Origin of the sequence: Candidatus Microthrix subdominans (genome assembly GCA_016719385.1) — a bacterium.
GTDB classification, from domain to species: Bacteria; Actinomycetota; Acidimicrobiia; order Acidimicrobiales; family Microtrichaceae; genus Microthrix; species Microthrix subdominans.
This window is the reverse complement of sequence record JADJZA010000008.1, coordinates 15,948-29,826: the sequence shown is the minus strand read 5'-3', so window position 1 is coordinate 29,826 and position 13,879 is coordinate 15,948. Positions and strand designations below refer to the sequence as shown.

Here is a 13,879-nt window from a genome sequence, read left to right as displayed (position 1 = left end):
GGAGCCGAGTAGGTGGAGTGTCAGGAGCTATTGGAGTTGCTGTTGGCGGCCGCTAGAAGAGTAGACGAGGCGATCAAACCGCTTGCGTGCCAGTACGCGGCGGTCCCAGACCCATCGCAACAAGCAGCGAACGCGGCAGACGCTTTGGCAGAGTCGGCCGCGCTCAATGTGCTCCTGAGCGCGGACGTGCGCGTACTCTCGGAAGAGGCGGGCTGGCTAGGTCAAGGTTCGGCCCTAGTTGTTCTCGATCCAATTGATGGCACCGACAACCTGACTCGGGGGATCCCGTTCTCGGGCCCTTCGATCTGGGCCAGAACCAAGCAAGGGGCCTGCGCGGCAGTGGTTACCAACGTATTCACGGGGCACACATTCTGGGCTACCTCAGGATCCGGTGCCTTTCGAGACGACCAGCGTCTAAGCGTAGCGAAGTCTCGCGTCCCCGACGTCATGATCGTGGGTGGCGAGTACCAGCCCCTCCATGGCCTGTTTGGACGCGATCTCGGCGCTACTGCGCACTCGTTGTGTGCAGTAGCTGAAGGTAGGCTGGCTGGATACCGAACCCCCGCCCACTGCCCTGATCGTTCCTGGGATCTCATGGCTGGCCTAGTTATTGCAGGCGAGGCGGGCTGCATCTTGGGTGGTATTGAAGGCGACAGAAATCCTATGGACGATCCCCTCAGTGAAAATTGGGTTGTGGTCGCCCCGGAGATGGCGTTCGCCCGTTTGTCGAGTCGGCCACTTTGACAGCCGGTCAGCCGAGTGTGGGACACGTATCTCAGGCCACTCACCACTCTATGAGCCACCAATTGCGACCGCGGTCAGAGTCGAGTGGAGGGGATCAGCTCAAGTCCCCTGAGCGGACAGGGTCACGACAGTGGTAACCTTCGCGAATGAACAGCGAGACTGCCGATATCGACATGAACGACCCGCCTCGCCTTGTCACCATAGAGACGACGAGTCGCTGTAACGCCCGATGCGTCTTCTGCCCCAACAATGCTCTCAGTCGTGATAAGGGCTCTATGTCGACTGAGTTGTTTGAAAAAATTATCGAGGATTGCAAACAGTTTCCCCTCTACGAGATCGAGCCATTCTTGCAAGGAGACCCTTTTTCAGACCCACAGATTTTGGACCGCTTGGAGTACATTCGAGGACATCTCCCCGATACTAGGCTGCGTCTCTATACAAATGCCTATGGACTGAACGAAAGGAAGGCAGACCGACTTGCGTCTATTGGACTCGATGACCTAACGATAAGTATCAACACGCTCGATTCGGCGCGTTACGAGGCAATGATGGGCATTCCGCTCGCTCGAACTCTCGCAAACGTAGAGTACTTGTTGTCCGATAGGATTCGCGGGCAACTTGGGGCACAAATTACGCTACGAATGACCTGCTTCGATGACACAAGCCTGCATGAGCAAGACGAGTTCTTGCGATTTTGCGAATCCCGCGGAGTAGAATCAAGTATCAGTGGCCTATACAATTATAAGGGTCATATCTACAGCGACCTGCCGGTGCCGAGTTACGGGTGTGAGCATGTCACAAGGCTCGACATTCTCGTAGACGGTTCAGTCACTCTCTGTTGCATGGATCACAATGGCGAATACGGCTGGGGGACCGCGCGAGATCTTTCAGTCCTGGAACTCTACAATCACCAAGTAGCGCGGCGGTATCGCGATTTGCACCGCACAGGTAGGCGCGAAGAAGCGGACCCCTGCGGCACCTGCAACATGTTCTGGCCGCTCCTGGACGGCCTAAGCCCAGAACAAGAGGCGCTGACTCGGGCTGAGTTTGAAGCGTACGTGGTGAAGAACGTGCCGATTGGTCGTCGCCGCCCAAGCGGCTCAGCCACACTCGGCAACCTTCACTCACAGCAGGTGTCAATCGGTCGACGAACGGGTGACTCTTGAACACGACTCAGGGCGCTGGTGAGGTCGTAGAGTCCACAAAATGGGGCGATACCACTATGAGGACTCGCTCCCTGTGACTGATCGATGGCGCGAAATCTGGGGATTAAGGAGCGGGTACGAAAATTTAGCTGCCCTCGAACGCGCCATTCAGTTAGATGGTTTCGACAACGTCGGCGACGCCATCTCGGTTGACGATTGGCGCAGATACGTGCTTTCAATGGCTGAGCGAATGAAAATTCAGTCAGGTGCATCCGTGTTCGAAGTCGGATGCGGAGCTGGCGCATTTCTGATCCCCCTAGATGAGTTGGGAACGAGCATCGGAGGGATCGACTACTCACCAAGTCTTATCGATGTCGGGCGTTCACTGCTTCCCTCTGCTCGGCTCGAAACGAGCGATGCGATCGATCTCGATGTGGATGAGGCGTATGATCACGTGTTTTGCCATAGTGTCTTTCAATATCTGGAGACCCATGATGTAGCTCTTCGGGTCTTGAGTCGGATGACTCGAAAGGCGCGCAAGTCAGTAGGGATCCTCGATGTCTCGGATGCATCCCTTCAAGAGCAGTCCGTTTCGGCGCGTCGCGCTTCCGGCAGCACTGACTACGATACGAGGTACGCTGGACTAAGCCATCTCTACATCGATAGATTATGGTTCACGGACGCAGCGGCTGAGTTCGGGTACACCGCCGAGTTTTACGATTCAGACCTGCAGGGGCATCGGAACTCGCCCTATCGATACAGTGTCGTTTTGGTGCCAGCCTCTGAGTCGCTCCAGCCTCCGAATTGGCACCGGACGGGAAAAGGGTAGATCGTTGGTGAAGCGTGGAGTGTTGGTAGGTTACGGCGTTATCGCTGAAGGGCATGCAGATGGGTACGACTTCAATCCCGGCCTCCAGATTGCCTCGATCGTGGACAAGACGCCCAGTCGCAGGATAGCTGGCTTGCGTAGGTTCCCTTATGCATCAGCGTATGGGACTATCGAGGAAGCCCTGGATGCAGAAGGTCTTGATTTCGTTGACATCTGTACTCCACCAGCTTCTCACTCAGATATTCTCGCCGCCTGCCTCGAACGCGACCTATTCGTGATATGCGAGAAGCCTCTTGTGTGCAGCGGTGAAGAGGCAATGCGACTGATGGAACAAATGGGCACCAGCTCCGGAACGGTCTACCCGGCCCACAATTACGCATTTGCACCAGGTATACGCAGACTTAACGAAGTTTGCACTTCAACAGTCGGCGAGGTACAGAGCGCCACCTTTGAGATCCGTCGTGTCGGTCACGCTCGTGGAGTATCCGAATGGAGGCCCAACTGGCGGCGAGAGTTGGAAGTTTCTGGTGGGGGCATAGTCCTCGATCACGGTCCTCACAGCATCTACCTCGCGAGTCGGCTCCTAGGTAGAAGCCCGTCAGCCGTGAGGTGCGTGCTGTCGTGTCCCACACTCGGCGCATTCACCGACACGGAAGATGAAGCGAGGCTTCTACTCGAGTTCGGAGCAGTGACCGTTGAGATTCTCCTCACCTGGAGGGCTGACCGACGTTCGACTTCCTACAAACTGTGTGGTGCTCACGGTGAAGTGGCGCTCGATGGCGATACCATCAAGTCTGTACAAGGTAGCCACCTTGTCAGCGAGTCCATCCCATCCGAGTTTGACGACCCGCGCCACGGCAATTGGTTCGCTGCCCTCCTAAACGAGGCCAGTGGCTACATGGAAAGACGCGAACGCCCCGAGCGACTTCTTTCAGAAGCCTTCTCCATCATGGCCGTGCTCGACGCCGCCTACCTTTCTGCTTCGGAGAATGGCCGACGTGTTGAATTCTGAGAAGCCATCCAGGTCAGGAGTCGAGCACAGAAATCACAGGGCTCGTTGTGGCGGGCCTTCGACGTTCAGCATCCGCCGCTACAACTCGCCCGACGACACCGAAGTGCTTAGGGACCTGATCAACCGGTCCCTGCGAGGACTTTCCGGTCATCTACACAGTAAAGTTGCGTTCGATCGCCACGAACGGCACTTGCGCTCCGATGCCTTCGCACTTGAATTAGACGCCATGTCGTTCTGGGTCGTCGTGGACGTCGGTAACAGCGTCAGGGGTTGCGGCGGATGGGCGGCCGACCCATCCTGCACCGCAGCACGGATCCGCGAAGTATTCGTCGATCCAGACGCAAGCCGCTGCGGCGCAGGGTCACTCTTAGTGTCCGAAGCAATCATCGACGCCAGGTTGGCCGGTTTCGAGCTGATTTGGGTCTCATCGAGTCAATACGCTGTTCCCTTCTACGAGTCACTCGGATTCGTCACCAACGGGCCTCCATCGACGGACAACCTCCCATCCGTGCCGATGGTACTGAATTCCTAGTGGGTCATGCCTGTTCGTTCTTAGGGGTACGTTTCTCTAATTGAGATCGCGTGATCGTTCGGACTCTGAGATTGTGCCCCCAGCCTCGTGGAGTCCTACACCCGTGAGCTGAACTACGAAGTCTGTGACGCAGCGACGATCCGCCGCCAGAGACGCGGGTCGTTCGGATCCGCAGCCAGCCCAATGGACCCGCCCTCGATCAGGACAACCTCTCACAGAGTCCTTCTTCGACGGCTTTCAAGGATGGACCATCTCTGAACGCCTACGCTGAGCAACTATGGAGCTAGCTGCCGCTGACCTAACCAAATTCCAGCGAGACGGGTGGCTCGTGTTGCCACGTGTCATCTCGAACACCGAGGTGGCTGCCATAGATAGGGCAGTCGACGCGGTCGGGCATTGGGCCAGCCATGGCGGCCCCGGACTTCATCACTTCGAAGCAACTGACTGGGGCCCTGTACTCGCGCGAAGCGAAGACTTCGTACCCCACTCGGCCGTACTTGCCGGTCTTGCATTCCATGTCCGTATTCGATCAGTGTTGGGGCAGCTATTTGGTGAGACGCCTGCCTTGTTCAAGGAGAAGATCAACTACAAGCACCCGGGCGGCGGGGGATTTGCCCCACATCAAGACGCTACTGCATACCGATTCGCCGACTACCACATATCAGTAATGGTACCCGTCGATCCTTCCACCCAAGCCAATGGATGCCTGCACGTGGCTTCAAGTCTGCCTGGGGCTGGCATTCTGCCAAACGATCGCGGTCGTATCGACCCCTCAATCGTCGCAAGCCTTAAGTGGCGACCCTTGGAGCTGGAACCGGGCGACCTCCTATTCTTTCATAGCTACGTACCCCACCGTTCCGACGCTAATACCACCAGACAGCCTCGACGGACCGGATACATTACATACAACGCGGCTTCGGCTGGTGATTTCAGAAAGCGATATTATATAGATAAAAGAGCCGAGTTCGAGTTAGAAGGAGGCGACTTCTCAGGGCAGCGAGTGCGAATGTCCATCTCAGACGACTTCCTCGGGCGCCCTGTGAACAAGGACGGATCCTACCTAACCTCAAGGCCGTCAGCTCACGAGATCGAGGGTGATTTCGGCGGTTAAGGCGCAACTTCGGAATCTTGCCCTTCACTACTCCAGAGAGCGACGTAGAGTCGATGAAGTGCAGCACCATTGCCTGCAAAAGCTACCAGCAGAAGCCCCTGAGCCGGAAGGCCCAGTGCCAAGCCAATCACTATGATCGCATTACGCGTACCTCGGCCGCCTATCGACTCCGGTGTGGTGATCCCGTTGGCGCTCGCGACCGCCCGAACATACGAGGGCATTATGGCGCCAAATATTGCTATAAGGCCGACGGCTACCGTAAGCCAACTACCAGCCCCAAAGACCGGCGAAGAAGCCGACCCTCCCACTAGGCCAGACGCATTCAGTGTCATTGCCATGAGTATGGACGCATCCACGTACCGATCGATGATCCCGTCGAGAATGTCACCTCGATTCGACGCGGTTCCTTGGGCGCGGGCAACATCGCCGTCTACGTAGTCTGCAAAGTCGCCTAGGAGGAACGATATCGTCGCAAGCAGCCATTGATCGCCCAGCACAAGTGCAGGTGATGCTAAGCCTCCTAGGAAGAGACCCAGGAGCGAAATGCGATCGGCAGTGACAATTCGTTTCTGAGCAAGGTAGGCCGCCACGGGCCCAGAGAGACGCCGAACGATGGCATCGAACCAATTTTCGCTTCCGATAATCACGATACGGCTTCTCTCCTAGCTAAGGTGGGTGAAATCCTCTGGCATCACTGGAGTTGCTTGAGCTAGACCGCCAAGTCTGCTCGGCAAGTGATCCGGTGAATGATCTCGGTAGTCGACACTACCGTGCTATACGGAACCAGGTGCATGATGCCTAGCGCCAGCGGCACTCCATATGAATGTTGGAGACTCGCATCGTCGATGTCGTCGCCGTGGACTACTACATCGATCGAGTACTGACCCAAGAACTCTTCAGTAATGACCAACGGTGCAGATGGTATTACCGTGTCGCAGTAGCGGCACCCCGCCATGGTTAGGACGGGCAGTCGCTTATACAGCGCAACGTCATCGTCCCCATGCACTCCGACGATGAGCTGATCACCCATTGAGCGGGCGGTCCTCAGAAGACTGACGTGGCCCGCATGAAAGAGATCTCCAACTATGTCCGCGTATACAATAGTCTCCGGCATACTGGTGAGTGTAGTACGTCCACGATGGGTTCTGGCCAAGCTGATGATCCAGTCGCAGGGTATCGACCTTTGTTCGTCATCAAGATCTGGTAGTCGTCGCGGAGCTTGCCGGAGCCGGACCGCCGGTGGGCGGCCAAGCGCGTCGCTCTAGGGCTCAAGTTGATTGAATATCTGGAGCCATTGATCCGGATGAACAAACGCAACGACCGTCTTCTCGGGTACTTCGGCACGGCTGAAGGCCCGCAGTAGGGTTCTATGAGAGTACCTAGGTCGAAGCGAGCGGAACAGACTCCCTCCCTTGCCGCCGAAACCGAGGGCCACCAAATCCTTATAATGATTCATCGCTGAGTGCACGATCAGCGGGGATGGTCGCGCCGTGAGCTCCAGGATGCCTGCGTCTACCTTCGGGACCGGTCGGAAGTCGTGCCTTGATATCTTACCAACGAGACGCCAATCATGAGTCGGCCAGCTTTGGACCGTCGCGAGACTCCATCGCCCATAGTCGCCTGCCCGTTTCCGCGCGAATTCTAGTTGTGTAATGACCACCGCCCGTTCGAGAGTCCGGGCTGCCAGTGCCCATCTCATGATTTCATTAGTACGGGAGAATGGAAGGTTTCCGGCCAAGGTGAACGGGGTAGCGGGGACACTCGAACCCAGGAAGTCACCGAGATGCACTTGAACGTTCGGCAATTGGCTGGTTGCCTTAGAGGCGGCCTTGGCGAACTCTGGATCCAGTTCGAAGGCATCGACATTGTCTGCGAAATTCGCTAGTTCGGCCGTAAGGGTGCCTCGGCCCGCTCCTACCTCGACGAGCAAGTCGCACGTATTGGTCCCTAGCGCGCCAAGATACTTCTTCACACCAGAGGAGGTCAGGAGATTCTGCGACAGTTGGCGTCGCCTGCGGTCTTTTGCGGAATATGCCATGTTTGCCATTGTACCGCAGTTACGCTGGCAACTAAAGGTTGGCCGTTGTCAACTGCCCATCCGGTGATCATTGTGACTTTCCCCAGTCGGCTCGCGGTCCGACAGTGATGGTTGGCGGTACCCTGCGGACGTAAAACGTCATGGCGGGTCCGCAGACCCGGCTTTATCCAAGAAACAGCGACTGACAGTCGCACGAGCGCCAAACGTCATTAGATCGAGCGGCAGTGAAGCTCCATCGAGTCCGCGAAGAACGGCAAGATGAAACAACGGCCATGCCTCTCCCGTCCATAGCACTGAGACGGCAACATCGGGCTGACGTAGCTGGTCTGTTCGAACGCTCGCTTCTTGTCGTAGCGCTCCTGCTTCGCCTGCCAGCGGCCGCCAATCGACCGGGAAGCTCTCTCGCTTGCCGGTCGAGCTGACCATCTCCACCACCGGATCTCGCATCTCAACAATGGCCAATCGCTCGGACCTTATGACCAGTTCCAGCACCTCGTCGTTGGCCTTCACCACCTCAATAGTGAGCGTCGGTGAGGCTTCGAGCATCCACTCACTGGAGATGTGCCGAGCTATCTGCTCAATGCCCTTGTCGCTGTACCTCCGGGCTTGGCGTTGGTCGTAGGTGTAGTCCCGTCCGAAGTCGTCAAGTCGGCCGAGGTGGCTGTCGTAGTCGCTGGCGTATCCGAGTGAGTACCCGGCTGCAGTGACGGCAAGGTCTTGGTCGAGGCTCAACAGGACGTGTTTGAGCTGGTTGTAGGCGAGGCGCGGGTCACCGGCGCCGAGGACTTCGAGGATTGCGGTGGTGTGGGCCAGGTTCCCGATTGTCACCCCGTCTCGGTGTTTGCGCATGGTGAGCAGTTCGTCGTGGACGGCCTTGTAGAGCCCGGTTCCGGTCTCGGCATCAGGGTCGTTGGGTTGGTCCCCAGCCGTTCCTGCCTTGCTCAGCTCGTCCTCGCCCGGTTGCTGGTGCCGCTCGATGGTGTCGTTGTCGGGTGTCATTTCCATGTCACGACTGCCGGTGGGTTCTTCTGTCCAATGGGTTCTGTTCACAGATTCCGATTGGAAGGACCAGAGACATGTCAGAACTTGTACCACGTTCTCGTGGGGAAGTAGTGCCCAGTGTGGGGGGCCGGGATGGTGGCCAGGGACCGGAGGACGGGCCGGACGTTGACCCAGATCGAGCGTCATGCGGTGGTGCGGGCTGCTTCGGTGCAAGCCCACACTGCGGTGCAGGCGGTCAAACTCCAGGCGGTGGATCAGCTGACGCGGGAGGCCATGACCGGGCAGGCCATGTTGTCTCGTTGGGCGGCGACGTTGGCCCAGGGCGATGCCTTCATGGCTGACGATCTGCGGTTCTTTGCAGATGTTGCTCGGATGGGCAAGGGCGAGATCATCGCCTCGACCATCGAGGACCTGAACCGGGAGGGACGCCGATGATCCCCCTCCTCATCTTGGCCGTCGGGCTGCTTCTGGCCGTGGCGGTGTTGGCCTACCTGTTGGGCTTCCGGCTCGGTGGTGGTGGGTATGCGTCGGAGGCGATGCGGATTCGGGCTGAGGCCATGCGGGCCCAGCGGGAGCTGCATGGGTTGACGCGGTCGGCTTTCGTTGCCATGGCCGAAGAGGCCGAGCGTCGGGGCAACGTCCATGACGGTTTCCCGGACGTCTGAGCGGGTTCGGTCGTGTGGACCAAGTTGGTCCGCCAGGTCGTACAGGCCGCCATGGTGGTACTCATCGTGGCGGCCTATGCCCGGGCGGTGTGGGTGTTGGTGGAGCCGATGTTGCCGACTGCGACCGTGCTGGTCGTGACGGCCGGGATCGTCGGCTGGCTGCTGAGAGGCCGCCGGTAGCACCCACCAGGTAGTGGGTTGGTCCGGTCGGTGTTGTGGAATGAACAAACCTCATTGACTGCTGCGTAAGCGCAGCGTATACCAGAAGAAGGCAAGTGCTGCGTATGTGCAGCAGTCCGGCACGGCTGGTGGCTATGCCCAGCGGTGCAGTCAAACAACAACAACTGGAAGGAGGGTGCATGGGAAATGGAAAGAACAACGGACACGGAAGTGGCGGGAGTGGTCATCGGAGGGTGGGATCGAAACGTCGGACGCCACCGGATCTGCGCAAGTTGAGTCGGGCGTTCATTGCGTTGGCGCAGACCCAGGCAGAGGCTGAGGCTCAAGCCCAGGCGCTCCGCGAGCGGCGTGAGACGGCAGATACGGATGGTGCGGCGGATTCGCGTGGTGCAGATCGGAAGGCGTCGTGAACGGCGCTGAGCTGGTGGTGCTGGCAGGTGGCGCGTCGACAGTCGGAGCGGCATCGTGGATGCTGCGTCCCGGGTCGCTGGAAGACGCTGCGTTCACTCGGCTGGATTTCGGGCGAGACCTCGTTTCCTCAAGCGTGGAGGCGTTCGTGCGGTCGCTGGCCGCCGAACGGCGACAGGCTCCGCTGGTATTCGAGCTGTCCGGCCAGGCCGGGAAGGTCGAGTACCGGGTAGGGGCCACTCCCCCAGTGCTGGCGACCCTCACGGATCGGTTGGAGGCGTTCTGTCCGGCGGTGACGACCAGCCCAATGACACGGCGACTTCCCAAGGACGGTTGGGGCTGGTCGGTTCGTTTGGAGACGGCCAATCGGGCGCTAAGAACGGATCAAGGGGAGGTGGCGGCCCGGTCGGTGCTCAGTGCACTTGGTCGGCTGGCCACCAAAGAATCGGTCACGGTGCAGTGGCTGGTCGGTCCTCGCCTGCCCGCGGTGGCGGTGCCGAACAGTGTCGACGAGCTTCCGTCCGGCTCAATCACCCAGCATGGCCGCCAGATCGTTGGCGGTGGTCGGCCGGTGGACGGTGAACGTCGGCGGGCGCTGCGCACAAGGTGACACAGCCGGGTTTCCGGGCCGTCGCCCGGATTGCGGTGAGCGCTGGAAGCCGAAGCCGAGCCAAAGAACTGGCGCTGGCGGTGCTGGGAGGCCTTCGGGTGTTGGAAGGTGCCGGGGGTGAAGATGACGCTGGTGCCGTGTTCCTACCGGCGAATTGTGCAGGTGCGCGAGCCGTGGGCATGGCCGCTGCGTCTCAACGTTGAGGAGCTGGCCGGGCTGCTGTGTTGGCCGTCGGGTGACGGGCCGTTTCCTGGGTTGCCCCAGGCTCGGAGCCGTCTGCTGGCAGCGTCGTCGTCAGTGGCTCGTTCGGGGCGGGTGGTGGCTGAGAGTCGGATGCCAGGTGAGCGACGGACCTTGGCGCTTTCGGCGACGGACTCGCTGTTGCACACCCACTGTTTGGGGCCGACCGGGGTCGGCAAGTCAACCCTGCTGCTCGGCCTGATCTGCCAGGACATGGCTGCCGGACGAGGCGTGGTGGTCATCGAACCCAAAGGTGACCTCATCGACGACGTGCTGGCACGAGTGCCACGGGATCGGCTGGACGATGTGGTGGTGTTGGACCCGACCGATGCTGAGCGGCCGGTGGGGTTGAACCCGCTGAGAGTTGGGGCTGCGGTGCCGGAGTTGGTGGCAGATCAGGTGCTGGCGGTGTTTCACGGTCTGTACCGGGACAACTGGGGCCTCGCACCCAGGACATCCTGCACGCCGGGCTGCTCAGTTTGGTGGGCCGGGATGAGGCCTGTCTGCCGATGCTGCCGGTGCTGTTGACCAATGCCGCATACAGGCGTCGGGTGATCGGCGGGCTGGAGGACCGGGTGGCGCTGGGGCCGTTCTGGTCCTGGTACGACTCGATCTCCGAGGAACAACGCCAACAGGTCATCGCACCGGTGATGAACAAGCTCCGTCCGTTTCTCCTGCGGCCACGACTTCGGGCCGTGCTCGGACAGACCCGCCCGGCCTTCGCCCTGTCCGAGGTGTTCACCGAACGGAAGATCCTGCTGGTGTCCCTCGCCAAGGGGACGCTCGGCTCCGAAGCCGCCGGACTGCTCGGGTCGCTGGTGTTCAGTCAGCTGTGGCAGGCCACCCAGGCCCGCTCGGCCATTGAGGCACGTCGGCGGCACCCGGTGATGTGCTTCATCGACGAGTTCCAGGACTACCTGCACCTGCCAACCGACCTGAGCGACGTGTTGGCTCAGGCCCGCGGACTGGGACTGGGATTGACATTGGCCCACCAGCACCTGGCCCAGCTGACACCGTCGGTACGCCAAGCCGTCCTGGCCAACGCCCGCAGCCGGGTCTGTTTCCAGCTCGGATCTGACGACGCCCATGCGGTGGCCAAAACCACCACACGGCTCGATGCCGAGGACTTCATGGGACTGGAGCGTTTCGAGGTCTACGCCTCGCTGGCCGCTGGCGGGCAGATCACCGACTTCGGTTCGGGGCGAACCATCGCTCCACCGGCATCGATCAGCGACCCGAGAGTGGTGCGACGCCGGAGCCGGGAACGCTACGGGCAGGACCGCCAAGCGGTTGAGGACCAGCTGGCCGACGCTGTCGGCCAGCCACCAGATAAGGGTGGGAATGGGATCGGGCAGCGCCCACGGAGGCAGTCGTGAGGTGTCCGGTCGCCCGTCCGGTCGTGTGGTCAACCCCGGGCCGGGGAACCTGTGCTGGCACCGCCAGGGTCACCCCCGGAGGAGCCGACTGGTATGCACTCTGGAGGTTGTCTGTGAGTGCTCGCCGGGTCGGACCGAGAGCCCTGTCCAGACTGAGCGACGGACTCACCCAGCGGGACCGCGACATCCTGGAATCCGTCAGGCGGTTCCGGCTGCTCGGCGCACGGCAGATCGAACGGCTGCACTTCACCGGGCACGCCACGCCGCTGACCGCAGCCAGAGCAACCCGCCGGGTACTAGCCCGCCTGGCCCGTGACCGACTGCTGGTCCGCCTCGACCGACGGGTCGGCGGGGTGCGAGCTGGATCGGCCGGACATGTCTACGGAATCGGCCCTATCGGGCACCGACTGCTCGAAGGGGACAGTCGACGACGCTGGCGTGAGCCGTCGGCCGGGTTCGTTGACCACACCCTGGCAATCGCCCAGCTGGTCGTCGACGCCCGAATCGCCGAGACGGCCGGAACCCTGGAGTTGGTCGACCACCAGACCGAGCCGGACTGCTGGCGCAGCTTCCAGCGAGGACTGGGCGGTGTCGAGACACTCAAACCCGACCTGTACATGGTGACAGCCACCAGCCAGTCGGAGCTGTTGTGGTTCATCGAGGTCGACCTGGGCACCGAATCCGGTAGCGCGATCGGGCGGAAGTGCCGGACCTACCACGACTACTGGACCACCGGTACCGAACAACACCATACCGGCGTGTTCCCCAAGGTGCTGTGGATCACCCCCAGCGAACGACGGCGGGAGTTCTTGGAGCGGACCATCGCCGGGCTGCGGACGGTCGAGCGGGAGCTGTTTGTCGTCACCACCACCGACAAGGCGGTGGAGGTGTTGTCCGGAGGTAAGCCGTGAGGCTGCCCAGGAACCAGATCATCGAGGGCGACGTCCGCCACGTGCTGCCCACCCTGCCGGAATCGTCGGTCGACTGTGTCATCACCAGCCCGCCCTGCTCGCGCTGCGCAACTACGGCACCGACGACCAGATTGGGCTGGAAGCCTCAGTTGAACGCTGGGTCGAGCAGCTCGTTGACGTAGTCGAGGCCAGCGGGCGGCTACTCAAAGCCGACCGGGAGTCTGTGGCTCAACCTTGGCGACAGCTACAGCCGACATGAATCGGTCGGAGCACCCGCCAAGAGCCTGCTGCTCGGACCGGAACGAATCGCCCTGGAGCTCACCAAGCGGGGGTGGACCGTCCGCAACAAGATCGTCTGGGCCAAAACAAACCCGATGCCCTCCTCGGTGAAGGACCGGCTCAGCTGCACCTGGGAGAGCATCTACCTACTCACCCACAGCCGGCACTACTACTTCGACCTCGACGCCATCCGAATCCCCCACCGCACCACTCGAACAGCCGGCAGCACGGCGGACAGATCAGGTGGAGAAACCACGGGAACGGCTTCGCTGTCCAAACCGGACTGGGCCGGGCCGCTGGCCGGGAACCAATCCGGGCTGAAAGCCGCCAAGGCAGCCGGGAGGGCCGGACACCCGCTCGGCAAGAACCCCGGGGACGTCTGGCACCTGGCCACCTCCAACTTCCGAGGCGCCCACTTCGCCACCTTCCCCGAACAGCTCGTCACCAGACCGCTGCTGGCCAGCTGCCCCGAACGGGTCTGCACCAACTGCGACAAGCCGTGGCGACGTGGCACCCACCGCCTGGTAGGGCACCTGGCAGTGGCTGGGAGCTGGAACCGGGCTGTGACTGCGGCGGCGAGCATCGGCCCGGCATCGTGCTCGATCCATTCCTCGGAGCCGGAACCGTGGCAGTCGCCGCCCGGCGGCACGGTCGGGACTGGCTCGGCATCGAACTCAACCCTGGCTACGCCGAGCTGGCACGGACACGAATCGAGAAGCAGCGACAACAGCCGCCCGCAAAGGCGGCCTGAACAACAACCACGAATACGCAAAGGAGACAACGAAATGGAGAACCAA

Annotated in this window: 17 protein-coding genes and 1 pseudogene; 14 read left to right on the top strand and 4 right to left on the bottom strand. The window is 60.7% G+C overall.

Annotated features, from left to right (window positions below; all coding sequences use genetic code 11):
* Nucleotides 1–30: 30 nt before the first annotated feature.
* The 6 genes from IPN02_14525 to IPN02_14500 all read left to right on the top strand — a co-directional run bounded on the left by IPN02_14525 (nt 31) and on the right by IPN02_14500 (nt 5,373).
* Nucleotides 31–744, top strand: coding sequence for a hypothetical protein (locus IPN02_14525; GenBank protein ID MBK9298017.1), 714 nt, complete (start codon nt 31–33; stop codon nt 742–744).
* 146 nt (nt 745–890) lie between these two features.
* A complete protein-coding gene (locus IPN02_14520; GenBank protein ID MBK9298016.1) occupies nt 891–1,910 on the top strand; it encodes a radical SAM protein in 1,020 nt (339 codons plus the stop codon).
* A 73-nt stretch (nt 1,911–1,983) separates the two neighbouring features.
* Nucleotides 1,984–2,718, top strand: a complete 735-nt coding sequence (locus IPN02_14515) for a class I SAM-dependent methyltransferase (protein MBK9298015.1) — start codon at nt 1,984–1,986, stop codon at nt 2,716–2,718.
* Nucleotides 2,719–2,725: 7 nt separating this feature from the next.
* Nucleotides 2,726–3,730 (top strand): Gfo/Idh/MocA family oxidoreductase, encoded by a 1,005-nt coding sequence (locus IPN02_14510; protein MBK9298014.1) that lies wholly within the window; start codon nt 2,726–2,728, stop codon nt 3,728–3,730.
* On the top strand, nt 3,708–4,262 hold the full coding sequence (locus tag IPN02_14505; protein ID MBK9298013.1) for a GNAT family N-acetyltransferase: 555 nt from the start codon (nt 3,708–3,710) through the stop codon (nt 4,260–4,262). Before IPN02_14510 ends, IPN02_14505 begins: the two co-directional genes overlap by 23 nt.
* A gap of 277 nt (nt 4,263–4,539) precedes the next feature.
* Nucleotides 4,540–5,373, top strand: coding sequence for a phytanoyl-CoA dioxygenase family protein (locus tag IPN02_14500; GenBank protein ID MBK9298012.1), 834 nt, complete (start codon nt 4,540–4,542; stop codon nt 5,371–5,373).
* Here IPN02_14500 and IPN02_14495 read toward each other — a convergent pair.
* From IPN02_14495 to IPN02_14480, 4 genes are all read right to left on the bottom strand, one after another.
* Nucleotides 5,370–6,020, bottom strand: a complete 651-nt coding sequence (locus IPN02_14495) for a CDP-alcohol phosphatidyltransferase family protein (GenBank protein ID MBK9298011.1) — start codon at nt 6,018–6,020, stop codon at nt 5,370–5,372. The two genes, IPN02_14500 and IPN02_14495, sit on opposite strands and share 4 nt — an antisense overlap.
* Before the next feature lie 62 nt (nt 6,021–6,082).
* Nucleotides 6,083–6,487, bottom strand: a complete 405-nt coding sequence (locus IPN02_14490; GenBank protein MBK9298010.1) for an adenylyltransferase/cytidyltransferase family protein — start codon at nt 6,485–6,487, stop codon at nt 6,083–6,085.
* Between the two features lie 147 nt (nt 6,488–6,634).
* A complete protein-coding gene (gene erm / locus IPN02_14485) occupies nt 6,635–7,420 on the bottom strand; it encodes a 23S ribosomal RNA methyltransferase Erm (GenBank protein ID MBK9298009.1) in 786 nt (261 codons plus the stop codon).
* Between the two features lie 129 nt (nt 7,421–7,549).
* Entirely contained in the window at nt 7,550–8,410 is an 861-nt protein-coding gene (locus tag IPN02_14480; GenBank protein MBK9298008.1) for a hypothetical protein, read from the bottom strand.
* A 168-nt stretch (nt 8,411–8,578) separates the two neighbouring features.
* Here IPN02_14480 and IPN02_14475 point away from each other — a divergent pair, with 168 nt between their 5' ends.
* The 8 genes and pseudogenes from IPN02_14475 (at nt 8,579) to IPN02_14440 (ending at nt 13,833) form a co-directional block, all read left to right on the top strand.
* Entirely contained in the window at nt 8,579–8,848 is a 270-nt protein-coding gene (locus IPN02_14475; GenBank protein MBK9298007.1) for a hypothetical protein, read from the top strand.
* Nucleotides 8,845–9,078: a hypothetical protein gene (locus IPN02_14470; protein MBK9298006.1), complete on the top strand. Its 234-nt coding sequence runs from the start codon at nt 8,845–8,847 to the stop codon at nt 9,076–9,078. Before IPN02_14475 ends, IPN02_14470 begins: the two co-directional genes overlap by 4 nt.
* Before the next feature lie 12 nt (nt 9,079–9,090).
* Complete coding sequence (locus IPN02_14465) at nt 9,091–9,258, top strand: hypothetical protein (GenBank protein ID MBK9298005.1); 168 nt, start codon at nt 9,091–9,093, stop codon at nt 9,256–9,258.
* Nucleotides 9,259–9,664: 406 nt separating this feature from the next.
* Nucleotides 9,665–10,276, top strand: a complete 612-nt coding sequence (locus IPN02_14460; protein ID MBK9298004.1) for a hypothetical protein — start codon at nt 9,665–9,667, stop codon at nt 10,274–10,276.
* Nucleotides 10,277–10,393: 117 nt separating this feature from the next.
* A complete protein-coding gene (locus tag IPN02_14455) occupies nt 10,394–11,044 on the top strand; it encodes a type IV secretion system DNA-binding domain-containing protein (GenBank protein MBK9298003.1) in 651 nt (216 codons plus the stop codon).
* A complete protein-coding gene (locus IPN02_14450; protein ID MBK9298002.1) occupies nt 11,026–11,892 on the top strand; it encodes a TraM recognition domain-containing protein in 867 nt (288 codons plus the stop codon). Before IPN02_14455 ends, IPN02_14450 begins: the two co-directional genes overlap by 19 nt.
* A gap of 113 nt (nt 11,893–12,005) precedes the next feature.
* Nucleotides 12,006–12,803 carry a replication-relaxation family protein gene (locus IPN02_14445; protein MBK9298001.1) on the top strand — a complete coding sequence of 266 codons (798 nt, stop codon included), beginning with the start codon at nt 12,006–12,008 and terminating at the stop codon, nt 12,801–12,803.
* A pseudogene (locus tag IPN02_14440) lies at nt 12,800–13,833 on the top strand (site-specific DNA-methyltransferase). Before IPN02_14445 ends, IPN02_14440 begins: the two are co-directional and overlap by 4 nt.
* The last annotated feature ends 46 nt before the right edge of the window (nt 13,834–13,879 follow it).